Origin of the sequence: Acinetobacter sp. SM34, from assembly GCF_022012365.1 — a bacterium.
Taxonomy (GTDB): Bacteria; Pseudomonadota; Gammaproteobacteria; order Pseudomonadales; family Moraxellaceae; genus Acinetobacter.
In genome coordinates this window covers 74684-96993 of record NZ_JAKLTP010000003.1, presented here as the reverse complement: position 1 = coordinate 96993, position 22310 = coordinate 74684, and the positions used below count along the sequence as shown (strand labels likewise).

At 42.6% G+C, this 22310-nt stretch carries 21 protein-coding genes; 12 read left to right on the top strand and 9 right to left on the bottom strand.

The annotated features are described in order from the left end of the window. Positions 1-154 precede the first annotated feature (154 nt). Positions 155-1180, bottom strand: a complete 1026-nt coding sequence (locus LZZ98_RS03545) for a molecular chaperone DnaJ (RefSeq protein ID WP_237786676.1) — start codon at positions 1178-1180, stop codon at positions 155-157. Positions 1181-1436: 256 nt separating this feature from the next. Here LZZ98_RS03545 and LZZ98_RS03540 point away from each other — a divergent pair, with 256 nt between their 5' ends. The 5 genes from LZZ98_RS03540 (at position 1437) to LZZ98_RS03520 (ending at position 5628) form a co-directional block, all read left to right on the top strand. Next, complete coding sequence (locus LZZ98_RS03540) at positions 1437-2114, top strand: DUF421 domain-containing protein (protein ID WP_237786675.1); 678 nt, start codon at positions 1437-1439, stop codon at positions 2112-2114. Positions 2115-2449: 335 nt separating this feature from the next. Further along, on the top strand, positions 2450-3391 hold the full coding sequence (locus LZZ98_RS03535) for a transporter substrate-binding domain-containing protein (RefSeq protein WP_237786674.1): 942 nt from the start codon (positions 2450-2452) through the stop codon (positions 3389-3391). A 70-nt stretch (positions 3392-3461) separates the two neighbouring features. After that, positions 3462-4205: an amino acid ABC transporter permease gene (locus tag LZZ98_RS03530; RefSeq protein WP_237786673.1), complete on the top strand. Its 744-nt coding sequence runs from the start codon at positions 3462-3464 to the stop codon at positions 4203-4205. Next, positions 4205-4888 (top strand): ABC transporter permease subunit, encoded by a 684-nt coding sequence (locus LZZ98_RS03525; RefSeq protein WP_237786672.1) that lies wholly within the window; start codon positions 4205-4207, stop codon positions 4886-4888. Before LZZ98_RS03530 ends, LZZ98_RS03525 begins: the two co-directional genes overlap by 1 nt. A gap of 14 nt (positions 4889-4902) precedes the next feature. Further along, the gene (locus LZZ98_RS03520; protein WP_237786810.1) at positions 4903-5628 is read left to right on the top strand and encodes an amino acid ABC transporter ATP-binding protein; all 726 of its coding nucleotides are present in this window, start codon (positions 4903-4905) and stop codon (positions 5626-5628) included. Between the two features lie 64 nt (positions 5629-5692). Here the strand turns inward: LZZ98_RS03520 and LZZ98_RS03515 are convergent, their stop codons facing one another. Next, entirely contained in the window at positions 5693-6427 is a 735-nt protein-coding gene (locus LZZ98_RS03515) for a carbonic anhydrase (protein WP_237786671.1), read from the bottom strand. Positions 6428-7015: 588 nt separating this feature from the next. On the opposite strand from LZZ98_RS03515, the gene LZZ98_RS03510 reads away from it, so the two are divergent. Continuing rightward, positions 7016-8203, top strand: coding sequence for an ammonium transporter (locus LZZ98_RS03510; RefSeq protein ID WP_237786670.1), 1188 nt, complete (start codon positions 7016-7018; stop codon positions 8201-8203). Between the two features lie 124 nt (positions 8204-8327). Here the strand turns inward: LZZ98_RS03510 and LZZ98_RS03505 are convergent, their stop codons facing one another. Next, the gene (locus tag LZZ98_RS03505; protein ID WP_237786669.1) at positions 8328-9014 is read right to left on the bottom strand and encodes an HAD family hydrolase; all 687 of its coding nucleotides are present in this window, start codon (positions 9012-9014) and stop codon (positions 8328-8330) included. A gap of 208 nt (positions 9015-9222) precedes the next feature. On the opposite strand from LZZ98_RS03505, the gene LZZ98_RS03500 reads away from it, so the two are divergent. Then, a complete protein-coding gene (locus tag LZZ98_RS03500; RefSeq protein ID WP_086174720.1) occupies positions 9223-9912 on the top strand; it encodes a phosphatase PAP2 family protein in 690 nt (229 codons plus the stop codon). Positions 9913-9930: 18 nt separating this feature from the next. Here LZZ98_RS03500 and LZZ98_RS03495 read toward each other — a convergent pair whose 3' ends face one another. The 5 genes from LZZ98_RS03495 to LZZ98_RS03475 all read right to left on the bottom strand — a co-directional run bounded on the left by LZZ98_RS03495 (position 9931) and on the right by LZZ98_RS03475 (position 16249). Beyond that, positions 9931-11241, bottom strand: a complete 1311-nt coding sequence (locus tag LZZ98_RS03495) for a sensor histidine kinase (protein WP_237786668.1) — start codon at positions 11239-11241, stop codon at positions 9931-9933. Between the two features lie 12 nt (positions 11242-11253). Beyond that, complete coding sequence (locus tag LZZ98_RS03490; protein WP_237786667.1) at positions 11254-11931, bottom strand: response regulator transcription factor; 678 nt, start codon at positions 11929-11931, stop codon at positions 11254-11256. Positions 11932-11940: 9 nt separating this feature from the next. Further along, a complete protein-coding gene (locus LZZ98_RS03485; RefSeq protein ID WP_237786666.1) occupies positions 11941-13608 on the bottom strand; it encodes a phosphoethanolamine transferase in 1668 nt (555 codons plus the stop codon). 129 nt (positions 13609-13737) lie between these two features. Continuing rightward, positions 13738-14856 (bottom strand): porin, encoded by a 1119-nt coding sequence (locus LZZ98_RS03480; protein ID WP_237786665.1) that lies wholly within the window; start codon positions 14854-14856, stop codon positions 13738-13740. Between the two features lie 118 nt (positions 14857-14974). Then, the gene (locus LZZ98_RS03475; RefSeq protein ID WP_237786664.1) at positions 14975-16249 is read right to left on the bottom strand and encodes an MFS transporter; all 1275 of its coding nucleotides are present in this window, start codon (positions 16247-16249) and stop codon (positions 14975-14977) included. A 230-nt stretch (positions 16250-16479) separates the two neighbouring features. On the opposite strand from LZZ98_RS03475, the gene LZZ98_RS03470 reads away from it, so the two are divergent. From LZZ98_RS03470 to putP, 5 genes are all read left to right on the top strand, one after another. Next, positions 16480-17106, top strand: coding sequence for a 1-acyl-sn-glycerol-3-phosphate acyltransferase (locus LZZ98_RS03470; RefSeq protein WP_237786663.1), 627 nt, complete (start codon positions 16480-16482; stop codon positions 17104-17106). A 63-nt stretch (positions 17107-17169) separates the two neighbouring features. After that, positions 17170-18087, top strand: a complete 918-nt coding sequence (locus tag LZZ98_RS03465; protein ID WP_237786662.1) for a patatin-like phospholipase family protein — start codon at positions 17170-17172, stop codon at positions 18085-18087. Between the two features lie 99 nt (positions 18088-18186). Then, positions 18187-18660 (top strand): NfeD family protein, encoded by a 474-nt coding sequence (locus LZZ98_RS03460; RefSeq protein WP_086174728.1) that lies wholly within the window; start codon positions 18187-18189, stop codon positions 18658-18660. A 14-nt stretch (positions 18661-18674) separates the two neighbouring features. Then, positions 18675-19529 carry an SPFH domain-containing protein gene (locus LZZ98_RS03455; protein ID WP_237786661.1) on the top strand — a complete coding sequence of 285 codons (855 nt, stop codon included), beginning with the start codon at positions 18675-18677 and terminating at the stop codon, positions 19527-19529. A gap of 180 nt (positions 19530-19709) precedes the next feature. Beyond that, entirely contained in the window at positions 19710-21221 is a 1512-nt protein-coding gene (gene putP, locus LZZ98_RS03450; protein ID WP_237786660.1) for a sodium/proline symporter PutP, read from the top strand. Positions 21222-21302: 81 nt separating this feature from the next. Here the strand turns inward: putP and LZZ98_RS03445 are convergent, their stop codons facing one another. Next, the gene (locus LZZ98_RS03445) at positions 21303-22211 is read right to left on the bottom strand and encodes a polyprenyl synthetase family protein (RefSeq protein WP_237786659.1); all 909 of its coding nucleotides are present in this window, start codon (positions 22209-22211) and stop codon (positions 21303-21305) included. Positions 22212-22310 lie beyond the last annotated feature (99 nt).

Sequence of the window (22310 nt, the reverse complement as noted above, 5' to 3'; positions counted from 1 at the left end):
TTTTTGCATTTTATTTGATTTACATTATTTTCTCTATATAAAATCACTATTTTTTAAACACTTAAAATAGTTAACATCTATAGTGGGTAATCCCTTAAATTTTATTGAACACCATACTTAAAAAAGATTCAAACTCTTCAAAGAAATTAAAAAACTACAAAACCCCATGCTCCAATAACATCTCCAACCCCTCTTCTCTTCCCATAAAACTTAACCTTTGCTTCTCCGCTTTAAGCTGTTGCTTGACCGTAGAAACATCCGCATCAATCTGCTTATACAACTGCTCAATATTCAACTGCCCTTTGGACTTCTGCACCGCAATTTTGGCTTTATTTGACCAAACAAGAGAATCTATCAGCTCCTGAATCTGTTGCTTTAAGGCTTGGCTTTGCACTTCTAGCGCCTGTTGGTAAAACTTGACTTGCTCGGTATTTAAACCTTTATTTGAACCCGCTTTACTTTGTTCCACTTCTAACTGAAGTTTGAGTAAAAAGAATAAATCTTCTTGCTCATAGGCTTCATTCGCTCGTTGTAACAACTCGGTTTTTTCTGCTTTTTTAGATTCATCAGGTTCACGGTCAGGGTGAATGATGGATGCAATTTTTAAATACACCGTTTTCAGCGATTGATTCACCATCTTTTCAGCTTGCACTTGTTTACCCTGCTGACGTTTGAGTTTGGCTTGCTCACGTGCCTGTTGATATTGGTCACTGTTCCAATCTTCATACTCATCAACGGCGTCAAAGCCCTCATTTTCAGGCTCAGCACCTTGATCTTTAACTTTCTTTTTCTTCTTTGAGTATTCACTCGCCTGCACATAGTACGCATGCATCTTTTCCACTTCATCCATCTGCTTTTGATTCAGCAAATGTGAGCCTTGCAGTAAACGTGCTAAGTTCTGAATTTTATCTTCGACTACCGTACGATCCGATTTACTTAAACTATAAAGACTTAGGCTATTCCATAAGGTCTGCATCTGTTCATACAGTGTGCTATACAGCTCCCGATAAGCAGGCATCAGAGCTTTTTGGCTATAAGCACGAATTTCATCTTTGGCATTTTGCCATGCAGCGAGCAAACGCTTCTGTTGTTCAATCTGATCAATCAACACATTCAGCTTTTTATGCTGTGGCGATACCTCTAAAACAGTTTGTGGCGTGGTTTTCAGCGCAAAAGACATAGGGAAGATAAAAGCAAAAGAAAAATTATACCTGATTTATGTGAAAGTATTTTTTGACTCATTTCAATAAAACTGAAGCACAGCAAAATACTGAGCAAGTAAGCCTTAGCATTACATGGCTTCAGATCAGGTAATTTTTAAAATTAACTAAGTCACTAAAATAATTGCAGTTCTTTACCGAACTATAAAGATACCTCCTGCTCTACTCGTGCATAGTATAAAAGAATGATGAATAAAGCAGAGAAAGGAAGCACACATGGATTGGGCCAGTATTTTCATACACGACACCAACTGGGAATTTGCCGCTGAAATTGTGGTGCGCTGCGTGTGCATGTTTATCATGATTATTCTGTTTTTACGTCTGACCGGTAAACGCGGAGTCCGGCAGCTTTCGGTGTTTGAACTGGCCATTATTTTGTCCCTCGGCTCTATTGCCGGCGACCCAATGTTTACCGAAGACTTGCCCTTAATTCAGGCCCTGCTGATCATGAGCGTGATCATCCTGATGTACCGCCTGACCACCTGGCTGATGATGAAATATCAACCCTTTGAAGATTTACTGGAAGGCAAGTCACTGTACATTGTAGAAGATGGTGTATTGGTACTGGAGAAAATCAAGCGCGGCAAAATGTCACACGATGAATTCTTTGCCGAAATGCGCCAGCAAGGCATTGAACATCTGGGTCAGGTGCGTGCCGGGCTGCTCGAAAGCGATGGTAAATTTAGTATCCTGCTTTTTCACCCTGAAGACGTCCGTTATGGTTTACCACTATTTCCCAAGCAATATCAGCAAGTTAACCAGATAAAACCCAACACTTATTATGCCTGTATGTACTGTGGCTATATTGATCATCCTGACCAGCCCGAGCAGTCCTGCGCGCGCTGTGGCTGTTGCCGCTGGGCCAAGGCTATCAAAGAACAGATGCTCAGATAAGCAGCAGTAGCTCAACTGGTTTTAGCTTTAATTCAAGTTTATCGGCTACAAACTGAGTCGAAGCAGTAACAATCATATTTTAAATGGCATAGTTCCTGCAGCAGTTAGCATTGCATCTGATGCAGTCTTGTTTCAAAAACTGATTGTTTGATAATCATTTATTGGTAACAAAACGGTAAAAAAAACTTGCTTGAGCAAGCATTGAAAACTCGCTTAAGATGAAATCTGATCTATTTATGTACAGAAAAGAAAAACATCTTTTGCATAACAATATAAGCGGCTTTTATTAACCGCTAGGCACTTGATGATAATGAAATAAAAACGGAGTTTTATACATGACACATAAACGTAATATCACTTCCCTACTTTGTGCAAGCACACTCATGCTCAGTCTGAGTGCGTGTATTGACAATAAAGCTCCATCCTCTGAAAAGCCTGCCGGCGGAGATGCCTCTGCTTCAGGCACGCTGGATAAAATTAAAAAGTCTGGCACCATTGTTCTGGGCTATCGCGATTCTTCCATTCCCTTCTCTTATATTGCCGATAATCCAAATCAGCCGGTGGGTTATGCACACGATTTAGAGTTAAAAGTTGTAGATGCGGTGAAGAAAAAGCTGAATATGCCGGATTTAAAAATTCGCTATAACTTGGTGACCAGCCAAAACCGGATTCCGCTGGTGGCTAATGGTACGGTGGATCTGGAATGTGGTTCAACCACCAACAACAAGGAGCGTCAGCAACAGGTCGATTTCTCGGTCGGTTTCTTTGAAGTCGGTTCTCGCCTGCTTACCGCTAAAGATTCCGGAGTGAAAGATTTTGCCGACCTTAAAGGTAAAAAACTGGTCACTACGGCGGGGACGACATCGGAACGTTATATCCGCCAGCATCAGCAGGAATTGGGTATTGGCGAAATCATTTCGGCCAAAGACCATGCAGAATCTTTCCTGATGCTGCAAAATGGCCGTGCTGCGGCATTTATGATGGATGACATCCTGCTTGCCGGTGAAAAATCCAAGGCGGCTGATCCAAACAAATGGGAAATTGTCGGTACGGTACCCATTCATGAAATTTATGGCTGCATGCTGCGTAAAGGCGATACTGGCTTTAAACAGGTAGTTGATGATGCCATTAAAGCCACCTATAGCTCCGGTGAAATCAACAAGATGTATGAAAAATGGTTCCAGCAACCCATTCCACCGAAAAATATCAACCTAAACTTCCAGATGTCTGATCAGTTAAAAGCTTTAATCAGTAATCCACATGATCGTGACCAATAAATATTAGAACAACAACTTAATATATCAGGCAGAAAAGGACTTGTTTGCCTGATCCTACTCAGGAGTTACTATGAATTATAGTTGGAACTGGGGAGTCTTATTTCAGCCCACCGGGGTGGGTGACACAACCTATTTGAACTGGATTGTGACCGGTCTCGGCTGGCTGCTGGTCATTGCCGTAGTTGCTTGGAGCATTGCTCTGGTTTTGGGCAGCATACTGGGAATCATGCGCACCTTACCCAGTCCAACCGCGCGTGGCATCGGTACGGCTTACGTAACCATCTTTCGTAATGTCCCTTTGTTGATTCAATTGTTTATCTGGTTCTATGTGGTTCCTAATTTTTTACCCACGCCCATCAAATTATGGTGGATGAATGATCTGGGTGCCAATACCACAGCACTGATTTCAGCCAGTGTCGGTTTGGGGCTATTTACCGCAGCACGGGTCTGTGAACAGGTGCGTACTGGCATCGAAGCTTTGCCGGTCGGTCAGGTCAATGCCGGTTATGCCATGGGCTTTAGCACTGCTCAGCTATACCGTTATGTGATTTTGCCCCAATCCTTCCGCATGATTTTGCCACCGCTCAGTTCCGAACTAACCAACTGTGTCAAAAATACCTCTATCGCTTCATTGGTGGGCGTGGCCGAAATTATTTCCCAGATGAAAACCATCAGTGAATACACCCAGAACACCATCGAAATTTATACCTATGTGACCATCATTTTTATTGTGATTAACTTCTTTTTAATTCAGGCCATGCACATGCTGGAAAAGCGTTTGCGTGTTCCTGGCCTAATTGCAGGAGATAAATAATGGAATGGCTCACTGCATTTTTAAATGACTTGCAACTCTCGGCTCCTGCCCTATGGCATGGTTTCAGCATTACCTTAAAAGTGGTCTTTAGTGCCACCATCGGCGGGATTTTGATTGGTACCCTGCTGGCCTTAATGCGCTTATCGTCATTTAAAGTACTGAATTTATTTGCGCAAGGCTATGTCAATCTGTTCCGTTCAATTCCATTGCTGCTGGTGCTGATGTGGTTCTATTTTGCAGTGCCGTTTATCTATACCGCAGTCACCGGAAATTACCTGACCATTGATACGGCACTGGTATCGAGTATCGTGGCCTTTATGCTGTTTGAAGCAGCTTACTTTTCGGAAATTGTCCGAGCGGGAATTCAGTCCATTCCCAAGGGGCAAACTGCGGCCGCCTATGCGCTTGGCATGAGCTATGGTCAGTCCATGCACCTGATTATTTTGCCGCAGGCCTTCCGTAAAATGACCCCTTTACTGTTACAGCAAACCATTATTCTGTTCCAGGATTCAACCATGGTTTATGCCATTGGTTTACTGGATTTTTTCAGAACCAACTACGTACGCGGCGACCTGATGTCGTTATTGACCCAATACATCCTATTTGCCGGTCTGGTGTACTTTAGCGTAAGTATGATCGCGACCTATGCCGTTAAAAAATTACAAAGGAAGTTAACTGTATGACTGATGGTAAAGTGATGATTGATCTGCAAAATGTCAGTAAATGGTACAAAGATTTTCAGGTACTCACCGACTGTACCACCCAGATTCACCAAGGCGAAGTGGTGGTGGTGTGTGGCCCTTCCGGTTCGGGAAAGTCTACCCTGATTAAAACAGTCAATGGTCTGGAGCCTTTTCAGCAAGGCAATATTTTGGTCGATGGCATTTCAATTAAAGACCCGAAAACCAATTTAAACCAACTACGCAGCCGTGTCGGCATGGTATTTCAGCATTTTGAACTGTTTCCACATTTAAGTATCATGGAAAATCTGACCATTGCCCAGATTAAAGTGCTGGGGCGATCTGAAGCAGAAGCCAAGAAAAAAGGCTTGGCTTATCTGGATCGTGTTGGGCTCAGTGCTCACGCCAACAAGTTTCCTGCGCAACTTTCAGGAGGACAGCAACAGCGAGTCGCCATTGCCCGTGCCTTAAGCATGGACCCGATTGCGATGCTGTTCGATGAACCGACTTCGGCACTAGACCCGGAAATGATCAATGAAGTGCTGGACGTGATGGTCGAACTGGCCAAAGAAGGCATGACCATGATGTGTGTGACCCATGAAATGGGTTTTGCCCGTCAGGTGGCCAACCGGGTGATTTTTATGGACCAGGGCAAAATTGTCGAAGACTGTACCAAAGATGAGTTTTTTAATACCCAGCGTGGTGAACGTGCCCAGCAGTTCCTGAATAAAATTTTGCACTAATCCTGCAAGATTTAATTATGAAAGATTAATAAAAAGCAGATCGGATGATCTGCTTTTTATTTGGTTATTCTAGAACTAAACGTGCATTGGTGGCCTGTACAGGTCGGTTATTCGGATGTTCCATTAAACTGGAAAAGGCCTGTATCTGCTGTTTTGATGCCTGCTGAATGTCTTTCAATACAATCCAGCGTACCCCTTCAGAACAAGGTGGCGTGGTCAATGAACCATTAAAACGATAATAGTCTAAATGCTCAGGCAAAAAGGCAGCGGCCATGTCTTGGTGTTTTAACTGAACAGTATCACCCGCTTTTTTCGGCAATTCTTGCCATAATTTTTTCAGTTTTTTATTTTCCTGTCCCTGTTCAAACATCACCGCGACTACAGCCAACTCCCCTTGTGCGTTGGCATGCACCAAATGCATTTCCATGGCATAGCTTTTCCCATAAATGGTATTTTCACTTGGGCTATGTAAATGGAACTGTTTTAACTGAAAGCTTTGTTGATCCAGCTCTAGCGAACTTCCTTCATGAAAATTGACCTGTACCGTACGGTTATTATTGATGATGGTTTCAGCTTTAGAACTGTAATTGAATTTTAAGGCTGGCAGTTCAGCAGCTATGGTTTGATCAATATTAATCGGTGATTGATTCAAGCCCTCACAGGCCCGATATTCTGGTTTGATCTTGCTCCACTGTGCAGCTGACTGTGCTTCATATCCCCAATCAAAAACTGTACCTTCGGCTGCGAAAGTAGAATGAATTCCGAACAGTGCCAAACAAGCAACCATACTCCGTTTCATAGATTAATCCTTAAAATACAATATAAAATGAGCACTTATCTTGTCGGCTTGCTATTTTGAGATCAAAACTAAAACTACCAATTGTTTAGGCTATTTGTATCTAGATTGAGTAATTATTCATCAAAAATGGATGTTAAATATTTCTGTCTTTTATCTTCATTCCATATTCTTTATCCCAGCTCAAATCTGAATTAGATTTTTTTATGCACTATAATTGATTATAAAATCATCTAAATTTGCTTTATCAACATGCATTTTGACTGAATATTGTTTAAATTATTTTTTAACATCTTCGCTTAAGAATATTGCCACTATTCAGTGCCATAAAAATTCAATAAAATTAACTTCTTTTAAAACTGTAAATTCCCCACAATTATCATATATTTATATATAATTTATATTAAAAATTATTGCACTATTATAGTGCGAAAAATACACTTCCAATAACTCTTTGCTTTATATCGAGTCTTATGATTTTTTGAGCTGGTTTAATCAAAATTTCCCAATTTCGACCATCTTCACGAAAACAATCACATGGTTATACTGAACATCTTTTTGTGATTTTAAGCACTAAAATGGAGCCATAAAATGCAAAATATTGATTTACTCTTTCTCCTTCTTGGTGCGATTTTAGTTCTGGCTATGCATGCAGGTTTTGCGTTCTTGGAACTGGGGACAGTACGCCACAAAAACCAGGTCAATGCACTCAGTAAAATCCTGACAGATTTTTCCATTTCTGCTATCGCCTATTTTTTTGTGGGCTACTACATTGCTTATGGACAACATTTTTTCCATATTGGGGCAACACTAGCCGCAGATCATGGCTATAACCTGATGCGCTGCTTCTTCTTGCTCACTTTTGCCGCGGCCATCCCGGCCATTATTTCTGGCGGTATTGCGGAACGCGCCAAAATGCGTTCACAAGCGATTGCCACCTTATTGCTGGTTGCCTTGGTCTACCCATTTTTTGAAGGAATCGCCTGGAATGGCAATTTGGGATTACAAGCATGGTTAGGCAAAACATTTGGTGCCAGTTTCCATGACTTTGCCGGTTCTGTGGTTGTGCATGCCATGGGCGGCTGGATTGCGCTGGTCGCGGTGATTTTACTTGGCGCACGTTACGGTCGTTATAAAAAAGATGGTCGTGTGAGTGCACATCCGCCTTCTTCCATTCCTTTTCTTGCCCTCGGTTCCTGGATTTTAATTGTCGGCTGGTTTGGTTTTAACGTGATGAGTGCACAACGTCTGGATGTGATTTCCGGACTGGTCGCCATTAACTCACTCATGGCCATGGTTGGCGGTACCATTTCAGCCAATATCATAGGTAAAAATGACCCGGGCTTCTTGCACAACGGTCCTTTAGCCGGTCTGGTGGCGATCTGTGCAGGTTCGGATGTGGTTCACCCAGTCGGCGCCCTGATTATTGGTGTTATTGCCGGTATCATTTTTGTCAAACTTTTCACCTATACCCAGAACAAACTTAAAGTAGATGATGTACTCGGTGTATGGCCTTTACACGGCGTGTGTGGCACTTTCGGTGGCTTGGCTGTGGGGATTTTTGGACAACAATGGTTAGGCGGTTTGGGGGGTGTTTCCATGATTTCCCAAATCATCGGTACCTTGCTTGCAATCTCTGTTGCACTTGCTGGCGGCTTTATAGTTTACGGTTCACTCAAAGCCATCATGGGTATTCGTTTATCACAAGAAGAAGAATTCCGTGGTGCCGATTTATCGATTCATAAAATTTCAGCCAATTCAGAAGACACCATTTTTTAATACTTGACTGTTTAAACTGAATCTTGATTTTCAGCGCGACTCGAAAGGGTCGCTTTTTTTATTTTTTAAACTTCATTCCCCATGCAATAGCGAGATAAAACCTACATTGGCATCAAATTTAACATCATAAAAATTGCTTAATTTCGGCCAGACCTTGAATGCGTGCTATCTCCTGCGATACCTCCAAGTCATGAAACCCTTGCAACCATAATGCATTCATTCCTGCACAAATTGCACCCTGTATATCGTTAACAGGATGATCGCCAATAAACAGGCAATGCTCTGGCGCAATGTCTAACTTTTGACTGGTATACAGAAAAATTTCAGGATTCGGTTTACTGATACCAACCAATTCCGAACTGACAATCTCATCAAAATAATGACTAAAGCCCAACCCCTGTAAAATGGTTAAACGCGTAGCATGACCACCGTTAGAAACTACTGCCAGTTTATAACCTTGCTGTTTTAATTCAGTCAGCAGTTGATTGGCCCCTTGCATGGCCACTGCCGATAACCCAAATTGCTGAAACCAGAATTGGGTCAGTTCATCCAGCTCGGGTAAGCTGTGCCATTTTAATTCTTGCAATAAGGCATTAGCCACAGAAGCGGCAATACTGGGATGGGTCAAAAATTCTTTTTTTGGATATCCTCCGTTATCGATGCGGCGGATAATCGCTTGAATTTGCGTGATTTGCTCAGGCTGTAATTGATGCTGATACCTTTGTGCCAGATATTGACTATAAGCCAGAATACTTTGATCACGATGCGTTAAAGTATTATCCAGATCGAATAAAACAGCACGAATAGTCATTTGAATACCTATACAAATCTTGCCGCTAATCTAGCACCGAAGCTTGATTCCATTATGCTCTTTCTTCGATATACTTATCAGTATTGCATGCAAAATGGGGCATGGTTTCCTGCTCTATTTAAAAATTAACTCACCTTCAACCATTACTTAAGTCTCAGTTAAGTTTTTATTGCTGTAATCTGAGCACTTTACTTCATTCATCTTTACTATGCACGATAAGCAACGCTTCATGCTCTATCAGGGCTGCTTCCTCATTATCAGTTTCTGTGTACTTTTGGTGGGCTTCCCTATCGGTGGCTCTCTGGATCTAGCACTGATTCATCCTTGGGTGAGTGAGTCGGGAAAATTTTTGCTCCGTGACAACTGGTATTTAGCCGAGCTAAATCACCGCTATGTTAAAGATTTGATCATTTTAGTCTATGTCATTTTCTGTATGCTCTGGCTCGCATCATTCAAGCTTGAAAAACTCAAACCATTAGGTTGGAGCTATGGCTATTTCTTTTGGCTGGTGATCCTGTCAACCTCAATTATCGGGCTATTAAAATCACAATCGGCTCATGCCTGCCCATGGAATATTACTATTCCCACCCCTCAAGGTTTCTTATGGGATTTTTCTGCCACCAAGGGTCACTGTTTCCCGGGAGGGCATGCTGCTACTGGCTTTGCACTAATGACCGGATATTTTGTTTTTAGACAGTCCGATAAAAAACGTGCCTACTTTTATTTGGTTGCTGGCCTGATTTTAGGTTTTGCCATGGGCTGGGCACAAATGATGCGCGGCGCACATTTTCTTAGCCATAACCTGTGGACTGCCTGGGTGATCTGGCTGGTGAATGTTGGCTTTTATCTGTTCAATTATAAAAAATTTAAACCGGCTTCCTTAAAACCTCAATCTTAAACATAAGGCGAAACCCTGTTACAGGGGTAATTGCACATTCACCTGTAAACCGCCCAGACTGGCACTCTTGGAAAAAGACAGGCTGCCACCTAAACGCTCAGTGGCTTTGTCTACAATAGACAAGCCCAGACCACTGCCTATTTCCAGATGATGGTGAATCCGGTAAAAGCGCTTAAGTATGTTTTCATACATCTCTGGCGCGATACCTGGTCCACTGTCCTCAACTTGAATCATGGCAAAACCGGCTTGTTTAAACACCGATACATTGATCACCCCTTGATGAGGAGTGTATTTAATCGCGTTATCGATCAGGTTAAAAATGATGGAATGTACAGCCGATTGCTGACTGTGCAGCAGCAGATCTTCTTGTCGCTCCATCCCCAAATCAATTTCTTTTTGCATGGCTAAATGTATGAGTTGTTCTACACAATTCACCGCAACCTGATTGAGCAAAAATTGCTGTTTGGTTTCAACCTCCATGATAGAGGCATCCTGTTTGGCCAGATTGAGTAACTGGCTGACCAAATTCTGAATACGGATTAAGCCCTGACTTAAATTCTGTAAATCCTGATCTTCCGGAGACTGTTTTAACAAAATCTGGATCTGTAAATTCAAGGCAGTGATCGGTGTGCGCAGCTCATGTGCAGCATCGGCAATAAACTGGCGCTGTTCCTGTTGCGATTGTGAAATACGGTCAAACAGATGATTCATTTCAACTATAGTCGGAACAATTTCTACCGGATAATTATTCATTTGAATGGCCGTTAATTCATCTGAATCACGGCGTGCCAACTCTGCCTTAAAGTCATCTAAGGGCTGCAAACTACGACTGATAATCCAGCTCAGCCCCAAAATCACCACAGACATAAACAGCAAATAAGGAAGGAACATGCCGGCTGCCAGTTCTAAAGCCAAGTGCTCTCTGGTCGATTGCTGCTGGCTAATCTGAATCTGTTTATCTTTTAAAGGCAAGACATACGTATGCCAAATATCCTGTGTGGTTTTATGGGTATAAAATCCGGCTTTTTTTACGGGCTGAACCAGCAGGTTTAAGGCATGGGTTTTATAATCCTGATCTGCATAAGACCAGACATCAATAAATAAATCTTCTTCCTGATAATGCTTGGACTGATCGATTTGGCTTTGAATCGGTTCAGGATCATGTAGCGCGACGCGTTCTGCCAGATTTTGCATCTGGGCATCCAAAATTTCATTTATTTCGTCCAGCGCAATCCGGTAAGCCGAGAACACCAGCAGACAGCCAAAAGCAATACTGAAAATTGAAATATAGATAATCAGACGTTTTTTTAATGAATACTGTGGTTGCACCAATGATTAACCTTATAATTGCCCCAGTCGATAGCCCAACCCGCGAATGGTTCGAATAAAATCTTTGCCGAGTTTGGCGCGTAAATGGTGTACATAAACCTCAATGGTATTGCTGTTTATCTCACTGTCCAGATCATATAACTTATCTTCTAAATTGGCTTTAGAAAAAATCTTGTTCGGATGGCTGACCAAAGGAATTAAAATGGCCCACTCACGATTGGACAGGTCTATATATTGCCCCTGAAACTTGGCAATATGCTGTTCAACATCCAGCACCAAACCACCATAAGCCAAGGTTCTTAAACTATCTTGCAGGCTGGATTCCGCACCACTACGACGTAACAACGCATGAATACGCGCCAACAGTTCATCAAACTCATAGGGCTTGATTAAATAATCATCTGCCCCCTGATTTAATCCATCTACACGGTTTTGCAACTGATCACGGGCAGAGATAATCAGTACTGGTAAAGTCGGCCATTGCTGGCGAATATTTTTCAACACCTGCATACCATCCATCATCGGTAAGCCAAGGTCGAGTAAAACAATATCAAATTTTTCTTGTGTCAGCCTTTTTAAACCATCAATGCCATTATTGACCCATTCCGCATCCATTTGCTGATATTTCAACAAAGTCATGCTGGATTCAGCAATCATAAAATCATCTTCAATCATTAATATTTTAGTCATGCGTTCAACTCATAGTTTCTTTTTTGATTGACATTGCTGCAACATATTATATTGCTCATCCATGGTCTGGCTTTGAACATCGAGCAGGCCGAGCAGACTTGGAAATAAATTATCATGACTCAATTCTTGGCTTTTTTGCTTTGCCAAGCAAGCAATTTGCGCAGAATTTTGTTGGCTCCACTCAGGTGAAAACCACATCAGCATGGGAATATGGGTTTGCTGTGCAGGTGCAATCGCATAAGGTGAACCATGTAGATATAAGCCATGCTCTCCGGTTGACTCGCCATGATCAGATAAATACCAAAATCCGGTTTGATAACTGGCATTAGTTTTTAAGACTTGAATAAGCGAACTTAACACATGGTCGGTATATACAATCGAATTATCATAACTGTTCAATAATTCTGTGCTGCTACAGCCCTGAATGGCATTGCTATCACAGCTCGGTTTAAACGGCTGGAATGCAGCAGTGGAACGCTGATAATAAGCCGGTCCATGACTGCCCATTTGATGCAAGACAATTAAACGTGGCGTTTGGTCAGTTGCCGGAATTCCTGCAAGATAGGCTTTTAGGCTGTCCACCAGAATTTCGTCATAACAGTCTCCATCTTTGGCACACCATTTATCTTTTAACTGTTGTGGAATTTGATACTGTTCCACCCGGTTACATGTCCCTTTACAGCCGGAATTATTATCAATCCAGGTCACCTTGTAGCCAGCTCGTTTGGCAACATCCAGCAATCCTTCACGATGGCTGGCAAGCTGGTCATCATAATCTTTACGCGGCATGCCCGAGAACATACAAGGCACTGAAACTGCCGTTGCCGTACCACATGAGCTGACATTGCTAAAATTGATAATATCCAGTTTGGATAGTTCAGGGTTGGTATTTTTAGCATAGCCATTTAAAGAAAAACTTTCCGCACGTGCAGTTTCACCCACCACCAGTACCATCAATTTAGGTTTATGCTGGGTACTGACTGGTTGATCCAAATGCGCATCTTCGCCATAAGGAATTAAAGGCAAATTCTGTTTCGGTGCAGATTTATGATAATAAGAAAGTGTTGATGCGATGGTGTTTTGAGGAGAAATCATGCCTTTTAAATCACGATGCTCCCGAAAGATCGCAGCATAATCCACATAAAAGAGAAATAACAATCCGCCCACCAATAACAATGAAGCAATGCCATTAATGAGTTTTTTTGTTGCTTTAGGCAAGAAAGCTTCAGGCTTGATATGCACCAAAGCCACAAAAATAAGCGGGCAGATCACCAGGAACACAGTCCAAAGCACAAAGCGCAGAGACATTAAACCTCGGACTTCACGTGCATCGGTTTGCATCATATTCTGAACCTGTTCAGGTGAAATCACCACGCCCAAACTATTGACAAAATATGCTGTAAAACCACCGACCACTAAAAGAATTGAAGCAAATATTTTTGCGTTCCATTTCCACTGGATCAGCTGAAAAATAAAGTTATACGCCGCAACAATCACCAATACGGTTGCCATTAAAAACAAATAGGCTTTAGGACCTTGATAGGGCGTTAGACTTTGTATTTTTTGAAAAAATGCAAAATTTAAAATCGCGCCCAGCCAGATTGCCAGCAATAAATTAAACTGGCTTAATGAAATCGGCTTTATCTTATTACGTATTGGATTGATGATATTGGACATAAGTATTGGCTAAACTTTTTACTGATGTGTTAATCTAAAATATCAAACTTAAAACTCACTTAATATAAAAAAATAATAAAAAAAGGCAATAAAAACATTGCCTTCTCTTAAATAATAGCATCTAACTCATTAGAATTTGTATTCTAAGCCTGTACCTAATACAGGTTGTTTAGTTTCCAAATCACCTTGTTCAAGCGTTAAATAACCGGCATAACCATACGCTTTTACTTGTTTGTTAAATGCGTAGTCTGCACCCACAAAAATTTGCTGCGCATCAAAATCTGATTTTGCTAATTTAAAGCTGGTGGTATTTTGGCTATATTGCGCTTTTACAGTCCAAGCTTTCGCAGTCGGAAGGTTATATTCCGCACCCACTAACCAGCCTTGTGATTCATCAATATCTGCTACTAATAGATCATTGCCTGCTGCATCTTCAACTTCAGAAGTTTGATAAAGCGCTTTAAGTGCCAAACCACCATCCAGGTTTACACGACCAATGGCACGAAGTGTATTTGCAGCAGCAAAAGCAGTTCCGGCAGCCCCAGCAGTTACTTCAGGTGTAGCTGCATTTAAAAAACCGCGGCCAGCAAAAGTACTTGGAATTGCTTTGTCATAAGCAATTCCTGCCACAACCACCGGGCTGTCATATACTACAGATGCAGACCATGCATCACCTAAGCCACGACCGGCAGTTTTAGATGCGCCATTGCCTTTTGCAATGCCTGAATCTTCACCAGAAGCCAACAATGCATTCACTTTAATGGCACCTGTAGGCAAGGCAATTGCCGGAGATTCATAAATGACTGCATTCGATATACGGGCTTCACCAGTGAAAATACCAGTCACATCGGCTTTGTTCGCTACATAGTTATTGAATGTATCAACTGGGCTTGAAAGCTGTTTCAATGGAGTGTCATGTGCACCCACTTTTAAAGTACCGAATTGCGCATCTTTTAAACCGACAAAACGGTTACGTGTAGTCCAGTCGGTGCTATCACCATCTGCACTTAGACCCCACTCAATGGCATAGACTGCGCTTAAACGATCGTTAAGTTTTTCTTCACCTTTTAAACCTAGAAATGAGCTGTTTGAACTGACTTCAACAACGTCACGATCAGAAACAGGCGATGCATTATCTTCTGGCAAGTAGTCGATACTTGCATCAATTTCCCCATAAAAAGTTGGCGCTGCAAAAGTTGATCCTGCTAACACACTTAAAGCAATCGCTGCTGCAATTTTGGTTTTCATTTATTAAGATTCCTAAATTATCTTGTAACAAATGTTACAACTGCATCTTATTTTACAAAATGATTAATTTTATATTTATATATAATTTTTAATAATTTAGTCTTAAAAAATAATCAAATTATTGATTTATTAAGTTTTTATTACAGTATTTAAAGTATTTTATCCATCGGGAAATTGCCCATAAACATAAAACCGCAATCAAAGTAATAATGGTGAGATAATTTCCATATCCCAAAATATCGGCAAAAATTCCGCTTAAGCTATACAATCCCCCACTTACGGTTGCCATCAGCGAAACCTGAAAAGTGAAATCTGTGCCGGCCAAATGTTTACGGCTGTATTGCATCACCAAGGTAAGCATGACCACCAGTAACATCGCTGAAATCATGTCTTCAGCAGCATTAATCAGATAAATCACCCAGGTCTCAATATGCCGTTGAGCCTCATATTGAAAAGCCAGCCAGGTATAAGCCGCCAAACTCAAAATTTTGAATATGGAAAAGACCAGCAGTGCTTGAGCACGAGGAAGAAACTTGAGGCTAAAACCAGCCAGCCCCGCTCCCGCTAATGCCGCCATGGCACCGAGCATGGTCACATAGAGGCCAATTTGCGCAAAGCTCAAGCCTAAATCGAACATTAAGGGTTTCAGTAAAGGCCCGGATAAGCCATCGGCAATCTTAAATGTGATCAGGACTGCCAGCCATGCAGCAAGATTCGGAGTCTGATAAAAATAAGCCAGATAATTTTTTACTTTCTGCCAGCTAAAGCTTTCTGCTTCAGTCATGGACGGTTTATGCTTCAGTCTATGCGGTTCTTTAAAAAAAAGTATGGGCAATGTATTAAGCAGTACCAATGCCGCCAAAATTAAAAAAGTGCTTTGCCAATCCAGCCAGTCCAGTGCCCACAGAATGGCTCCCCCACCGACAATAAAACCTAGCCGTGAGCCGATCACCTGAAAAGTGTTGCCCCAATGCTGCTGTGCATGGTTTAGCAGATTGACCGCCAAACCATCCGTTGCAATATCTTGCGTGGCACCCACCAGATTCATGCTGAGTAAAGTCACAAAAAAAGCCAGTAAATACTGGGGCTGATTCAGCGCCTGTATAGGCAGAAAAGATAGACCAAGCAACACTGCGACACTGAGTAACTGGGTGGGTACAATCCAGCTACGGTAATGTCCAAATGCTGCATGACCGAAACGGTCGACCCAGGCTGCCCAGAAAATTTTAATCGACCAGGGCAACATCAATAATCCAAAACCGCCAATATGTGCCAGCGATACCCCTTGGGCACGTAAAATCACTGGCAAAGCATGGGTCATAAAGCCTACCGGCAAACCCTGGGCCCAATATAAAGAAAACAATAAAATATAGAGCTTAGGTGAAGTCAGCATACTGTTCCCTTAGTATCATGCCTTTAAAACTATTCATTTAAAGTTATTCATTTAAAATCAGGCTTTTAAAATTATATCTTTAGAGTCGTATCGTGAAACTGCAAGCAGATTGATCATTGTGCTCAAGTCAGCTGGATAGTTGTTTACTTTTTGCCAATGCATCTTATTTTACAAAAGCTTAGCATATTTTTAAGCCTATAAAATTTTGTCAGGAAGTTCAATCAACGACCATGATCAAACATTTTCCTACATTGCCTGCTCAAGTTCCTGCCCGTAGCGGAAATTTAAGCCGAAATATTTTCAAAAAGATATTTCTTGCCCAAGGCTGGAGTTTTGATGGCGAATTTCCCAACCTGCCTAAAGCGGTGGCCATTATTTCTCCGCATACTTCGAATATAGATGCCTGGCATGGCTTTACTGCCCTGCTTGGGCTGGGTATCAAGATTACCGTTTTTGGCAAACACACCTTATTTAACACACCGCTTAAACCCTTGCTGGAATGGATTGGCGTGATTCCGGTCAATCGCAGCATTCAACAAGGTACAACTCAGCAAATTATTGACTTCATTAATACTCAAGACCAGATCTGGGTCGGTATGGCACCGGAAGGAACACGCAAACAGGCCGAGTCGATTCGAAGCGGGTTTTATCGTATTGCAGTAGGTGCCCACATCCCGATTGTGATGTTTTCACTGGATTACAAAAACAAGGCCATTCACTGCCTGGGCGTGTTCTACCCGACTGGAAATTATGAGCAGGATCTGGAACACATTCTGGATCAATATACCGGTAAATTTTCTCCAAAAAATCCGGACTGGCTGGCCAAGCCTTTACAAAATCGTTTAAAAAACAACTAGCCAAAGTGAAATTTATTTGTTGTGATGTGTGCAACATTGACGATTTGATGTTCAATTTCAACCATGAAACTTGCACACTATTCCTGTATTGGCTTACTTGGACTGAGCCTGATTGGCTGTGATAAAGCCACTCAAACCCCACCGCAAACTACAAGCATAAAAGCGCGTGAACCTGTGATTGCCATCGCTTTAGGCGGTGGTGGTGCCAAAGGCTTTGCCCATATCGGGGTGCTGAAAGTTTTAGAATCACATGGGATTAAACCGAAAATTGTCACTGGCACCAGTGCCGGCAGTTTTGTCGGCAGTATTTACGCCAGTGGCAAAACACCGTATCAATTACAACAAATTGCACTTACTTTAAAAGAATCGGACATTCGTGACCTAACCCTGAACAGTCAAGGCATTGTACAGGGACAAAAATTGCAGAATTATGTGAACCAGCACATTGCCAATAAACCGATTGAACAGTTTCCGATTCGCTTTGCGGCTGTCGCGACCCGTCTGGACACCGGGCTTAAAGCGGAATTTATTAAAGGCAATGCCGGTCAAGCCGTGCGTGCCTCATGCAGTATCCCCAATGTATTTGTGCCAGCCACCATTGGCGGAAAACAATATGTGGATGGTGGTCTGGTAAGTCCGATTCCAGTAAAAACAGCCAAAGCCATGGGGGCAGATATCGTCATTGCCGTGGATATTTCTGCGCGCCCAGAAGGCTCTAAACCGCTGAATATGTGGGGGCTGCTGGATCAGACCATTAATATTATGGGACAGCAAAGCATCAATGAAGAACTCAATCAGGCCAATGTGGTGATTCAACCTAAAGTGGGGCATTTGGGAACTCTGGATTTAAAAGCCAGCAATCAGTCTATTCTGGAAGGTGAGAAAGCAGCCCAGCTCAAAATCATTGCCATTGACAAGGCGATTAGCGATTTTAAAAAATCAGCTGCTGCATTCAAGCCTGCTGCAAAATCCAGAATTTAAAAATTATGCTTTTTTAATATTCAAAGACTTATTCATCTGCTAAATTGATATAGAGGCTGAAATGGTCTCTATTCATTTTTACAATACACGAGTAGATGTATGGAATTTGCTTTCGAACCTTGGCATTGGTTTGTATTGGGTGTGTTGCTCATGCTTTCTGAATTAGTCATCCCCGCTTTCGCTGCACTGTGGTTTGGCATCGCAGCCATCATGGTGGGCGTTTTATACTGGATGTTCCCGATGATGGGCCTTACCACCCAACTGGTCACTTGGATTATCTTGTCCGTTCTGTGTACTTTGCTGTGGTTTAAATTTATTAAACCGCTTTCGATTGATAAAACCAAAGCAGGTTTATCGCGTGAAGCAACCATCGGTCAAGTCGGCATGGTCATTCAAATTCATATGCAACATGACTTGATTACCGTGCGTTTTCCGATGCCGGTTTTAGGTTCAGATGAATGGAACTGCCGTTCATTGTCACCAGTCAAAGTGGGTGATCGGGTACGCGTAATCGAAATTTCGGGTAATGATCTTGTGGTGAAACCCCACAATCCAAATAACGAAAATATATAAAGTGAGGAAATAACATGTCTGGTGGAACGATTATTGTTTTAGCGCTGCTGGTTTTTGCCGGCGTGACCATTTTTAAAGGGGTACGTATCGTCCCGCAGGGTTATAAATGGATCGTGCAACGTCTGGGTAAATACCATACCACTCTGGGACCGGGACTCAGTTTTGTCATTCCTTATATTGATGAAGTGGCTTATAAAGTCACCACCAAAGATATCGTGCTGGATATTCCTTCGCAGGAAGTGATTACCCGTGACAATGCGGTACTGCTAATGAATGCCGTGGCCTATATCAATATCACCACGCCGGAAAAAGCCGTTTACGGTATTGAAAACTATACCTGGGCCATTCAAAACCTGGTACAAACTTCACTGCGTTCTATTGTCGGTGAAATGGATCTGGATGATGCACTGTCTTCACGTGACCACATTAAGGCTAAACTGAAAGCTGCCATTTCCGATGATATTTCCGACTGGGGCATTACCTTAAAAACCGTTGAAATTCAGGATATTCAACCGTCATCGACCATGCAGGCAGCCATGGAAGCACAAGCAGCGGCTGAACGTCAGCGCCGTGCAACAGTGACCAAGGCAGATGGTGAAAAACAGGCCGCCATTTTAGAAGCAGATGGCCGCCTGGAAGCTTCACGTCGTGATGCCGAAGCACAAGTGGTATTGGCTGAATCCTCACAACGTGCCATCGAAATGGTCACTTCGGCTGTCGGGGATAAAGAAATTCCTGTGGCCTATTTGCTGGGTGAACAATATGTCAAAGCCATGCAAGACATGGCGAAATCGAATAACGCCAAAACTGTGGTATTACCTGCAGATATTCTCAGCACCATTCGTGGGGTGATGGGCCGTAATCCATAAGCACCTGTTCTTTATTAAAAAATAGACAGCACTGGCTGTCTATTTTTTTGGGCGCTGGAAAAATATCAGCAATTTTTTTTAATCTATGGTTAAATTTCGCGTTATTTTTTGAAATTATTTGTGCTTCTCTCCTAAAAGCCTGTGTTTCGATCTACTGTCCACCTTGTAACTGGATACCGTATGAGCTCCCTAAATCCGACCCTGATTACCTTTCTTTTTTATATTGTCGCCATGATCGCGATTGGCCTGATGGCTTATCGCGCAACCGCCAACTTCTCTGATTACATTTTGGGAGGGCGTCGTTTAGGTAGTTTTGTCACAGCGCTCTCTGCCGGTGCTTCAGATATGAGTGGCTGGTTGCTGATGGGACTTCCCGGCGCAATTTATCTTTCAGGTTTGTCTGAAATGTGGATTGCCATTGGCCTGATTATTGGCGCATGGCTCAACTGGCTACTGGTTGCCGGACGTTTACGCGTACACACCGAAGTTCAGCACAATGCTTTAACCTTGCCGGATTATTTTTCTAACCGTTTTAATGACCAAAAGAAAATCTTGCGCGTTACCTCTGCTTTCATCATTTTAATTTTCTTTGCTATTTATTGTGCTTCAGGCATGGTGGCAGGCGCGCGTCTGTTTGAAAACATGTTTGAGATGTCTTATAGCACGGCGCTTTGGATTAGTGCCATTGCCACCATCAGCTATGTATTTATTGGTGGTTTCCTGGCCGTGAGCTGGACCGATACCATTCAAGCATCATTGATGATTTTTGCCCTGTTGCTTACTCCAATTGTGACTATTTTGAGTTTCTCGGACCTGTCGCAAATGACCCTGGCACTTGAAGCTGCACGTCCACAAGCCATGAATGTCATGGGGGATTTAAGCTTTGTTGCCATCATGTCCCTGCTTGCCTGGGGCTTGGGCTACTTTGGACAACCGCATATTCTGGTTCGTTTTATGGCGGCAGATTCAGTCAAATCGATTCCCAATGCACGCCGTATTGGTATGGCATGGATGACTTTATGCTTGGGCGGCGCAGTTGCGGCAGGTTTCTTTGGTATTGCCTACTTCCAGCAGCATCCTGAACTTGCAGGCGCAGTGACAGCCAATCCTGAGACCGTATTTATGGAATTGACCAAAATTCTGTTTAATCCATGGGTTGCCGGTATTGTTCTTGCAGCGATTTTAGCAGCGGTGATGAGTACCTTGAGTTGTCAGCTTTTAGTATGTTCAAGTACCTTAACTGAAGATTTCTACAAATCATTCTTGCGTAAAAATGCCACGCAAACCGAACTGGTTTGGATTGGTCGCTTAATGGTGTTAATGATTGCCCTGCTTGCAATCTGGATGGCCGGAAATCCTGAATCTAAAGTGCTTGGCTTGGTGGCTTATGCCTGGGCAGGTTTTGGTGCGGCCTTTGGTCCACTGATCATTCTTTCCTTGTTCTGGCGCCGTATGACCTTAAATGGCGCTCTGGCTGGTATGCTGGTGGGTGCGATTATGGTCGTACTCTGGAAAAATACGATTGGGGAAACGGGCCTTGGTTTTGTTCCTGCCGGAGTCTATGAAATTATTCCGGGCTTCATTTGTTCAATGATTGCGATTGTAGTGGTCAGCTTAATGGGTAAAGCACCTACAGAGGAAGTCACTGCACGTTTCGATGAAGGTCAGCGTTTGTATAACGAATCCAAATAATCTTTAAAGCATAAAAAAGAGGGTCATATGTCCTCTTTTTTTAATTCAATTTTTTAATTCTTTTTTTAGATTCACATTAAATTAGCTTTTACGTGACAGTAAAAATTGTGAAATCTGATTGAGTTCAGCAGCATCTTCGCCAAAGAAAGCCAAGGCTTGAAAGGCCTGATCATGCAGTTCTTGGGCATAGGCCTGAGCTTTGTCTAGCCCCATGAGTGCAGGATAAGTCGATTTCTCTACTTGCTGATCTTTACCGGCTGTTTTTCCTAATACTTCAGTATCGGAAATAATATCCAGAATGTCATCTTGCACCTGAAAAGCCAGTCCAATGGATTGTGCATATTCACGCAATTTAGGAATCGCTTGATCGGTGCCCTCAAACACTGTAACAGCTGCCATCATCACCGCTGCAGAAATCAGGGCACCGGTTTTATTGCGATGAATATTTTCCAATGCCTGCTGATCGACATGCTTGCCTTCAGCCTGCAAATCCAGCACCTGGCCACAGACCATTTTTGAACTGGCGGTCGCCAAAATTTGCATCTGTTTTAAAATAATCGAATGATTCACCGCAGGCCCCTGATCAAACAGGCGGCTGCCCAAAATTTCAAAGGCCATCGACTGCAAGATATCTCCCGCCAGTAATGCGGTATCTTCACCAAAAGCCACATGACAGGTGGGTTGGCCACGACGCAATAAATCATTATCCATACAGGGTAAATCATCATGCGCCAGTGAATAGCAGTGAATCATTTCGATGGCGACGGCTGCACGGCGAACGGCTGCAAAATTAGCATTCGGTTTTAAGGCTGCAGTGGCATAACACAGTGCCGGACGTACACGTTTACCCCCAAGCATAACAGCATGATGCACTGCACCTTTCAGCGGCTCCGGAATGGAAAATGCGTCTAATGCAGTCAATAAATCCTGCTGGATACGGTGTTGTGCTTGGGTTAATGCATTTGCTTGCACGTCAGTTAAAGATGACACATTCGCCTCGAATACTTTGCTTTGGTTAATAGATCGGGAAAATTAAGAATGCGCCCGATCTAATATACAATGCTCTTGTCACCATCGACAGAGAACTTG

Coding starts and splice junctions, on each gene's coding strand:
- LZZ98_RS03510 (WP_237786670.1), top strand. CDS start 7,016: ATGCAAAATATTGATTTACTCTTTCTCCTTCTTGGTGCGATTTTAGTT.
- LZZ98_RS03485 (WP_237786666.1), bottom strand. CDS start 13,608: ATGTCCAATATCATCAATCCAATACGTAATAAGATAAAGCCGATTTCA.
- LZZ98_RS03545 (WP_237786676.1), bottom strand. CDS start 1,180: ATGTCTTTTGCGCTGAAAACCACGCCACAAACTGTTTTAGAGGTATCG.
- LZZ98_RS03540 (WP_237786675.1), top strand. CDS start 1,437: ATGGATTGGGCCAGTATTTTCATACACGACACCAACTGGGAATTTGCC.
- LZZ98_RS03455 (WP_237786661.1), top strand. CDS start 18,675: ATGTCTGGTGGAACGATTATTGTTTTAGCGCTGCTGGTTTTTGCCGGC.
- LZZ98_RS03520 (WP_237786810.1), top strand. CDS start 4,903: ATGATTGATCTGCAAAATGTCAGTAAATGGTACAAAGATTTTCAGGTA.
- LZZ98_RS03480 (WP_237786665.1), bottom strand. CDS start 14,856: ATGAAAACCAAAATTGCAGCAGCGATTGCTTTAAGTGTGTTAGCAGGA.
- LZZ98_RS03515 (WP_237786671.1), bottom strand. CDS start 6,427: ATGAAACGGAGTATGGTTGCTTGTTTGGCACTGTTCGGAATTCATTCT.
- putP (WP_237786660.1), top strand. CDS start 19,710: ATGAGCTCCCTAAATCCGACCCTGATTACCTTTCTTTTTTATATTGTC.
- LZZ98_RS03535 (WP_237786674.1), top strand. CDS start 2,450: ATGACACATAAACGTAATATCACTTCCCTACTTTGTGCAAGCACACTC.
- LZZ98_RS03475 (WP_237786664.1), bottom strand. CDS start 16,249: ATGCTGACTTCACCTAAGCTCTATATTTTATTGTTTTCTTTATATTGG.
- LZZ98_RS03460 (WP_086174728.1), top strand. CDS start 18,187: ATGGAATTTGCTTTCGAACCTTGGCATTGGTTTGTATTGGGTGTGTTG.
- LZZ98_RS03530 (WP_237786673.1), top strand. CDS start 3,462: ATGAATTATAGTTGGAACTGGGGAGTCTTATTTCAGCCCACCGGGGTG.
- LZZ98_RS03525 (WP_237786672.1), top strand. CDS start 4,205: ATGGAATGGCTCACTGCATTTTTAAATGACTTGCAACTCTCGGCTCCT.
- LZZ98_RS03465 (WP_237786662.1), top strand. CDS start 17,170: ATGAAACTTGCACACTATTCCTGTATTGGCTTACTTGGACTGAGCCTG.
- LZZ98_RS03490 (WP_237786667.1), bottom strand. CDS start 11,931: ATGACTAAAATATTAATGATTGAAGATGATTTTATGATTGCTGAATCC.
- LZZ98_RS03470 (WP_237786663.1), top strand. CDS start 16,480: ATGATCAAACATTTTCCTACATTGCCTGCTCAAGTTCCTGCCCGTAGC.
- LZZ98_RS03500 (WP_086174720.1), top strand. CDS start 9,223: ATGCACGATAAGCAACGCTTCATGCTCTATCAGGGCTGCTTCCTCATT.
- LZZ98_RS03505 (WP_237786669.1), bottom strand. CDS start 9,014: ATGACTATTCGTGCTGTTTTATTCGATCTGGATAATACTTTAACGCAT.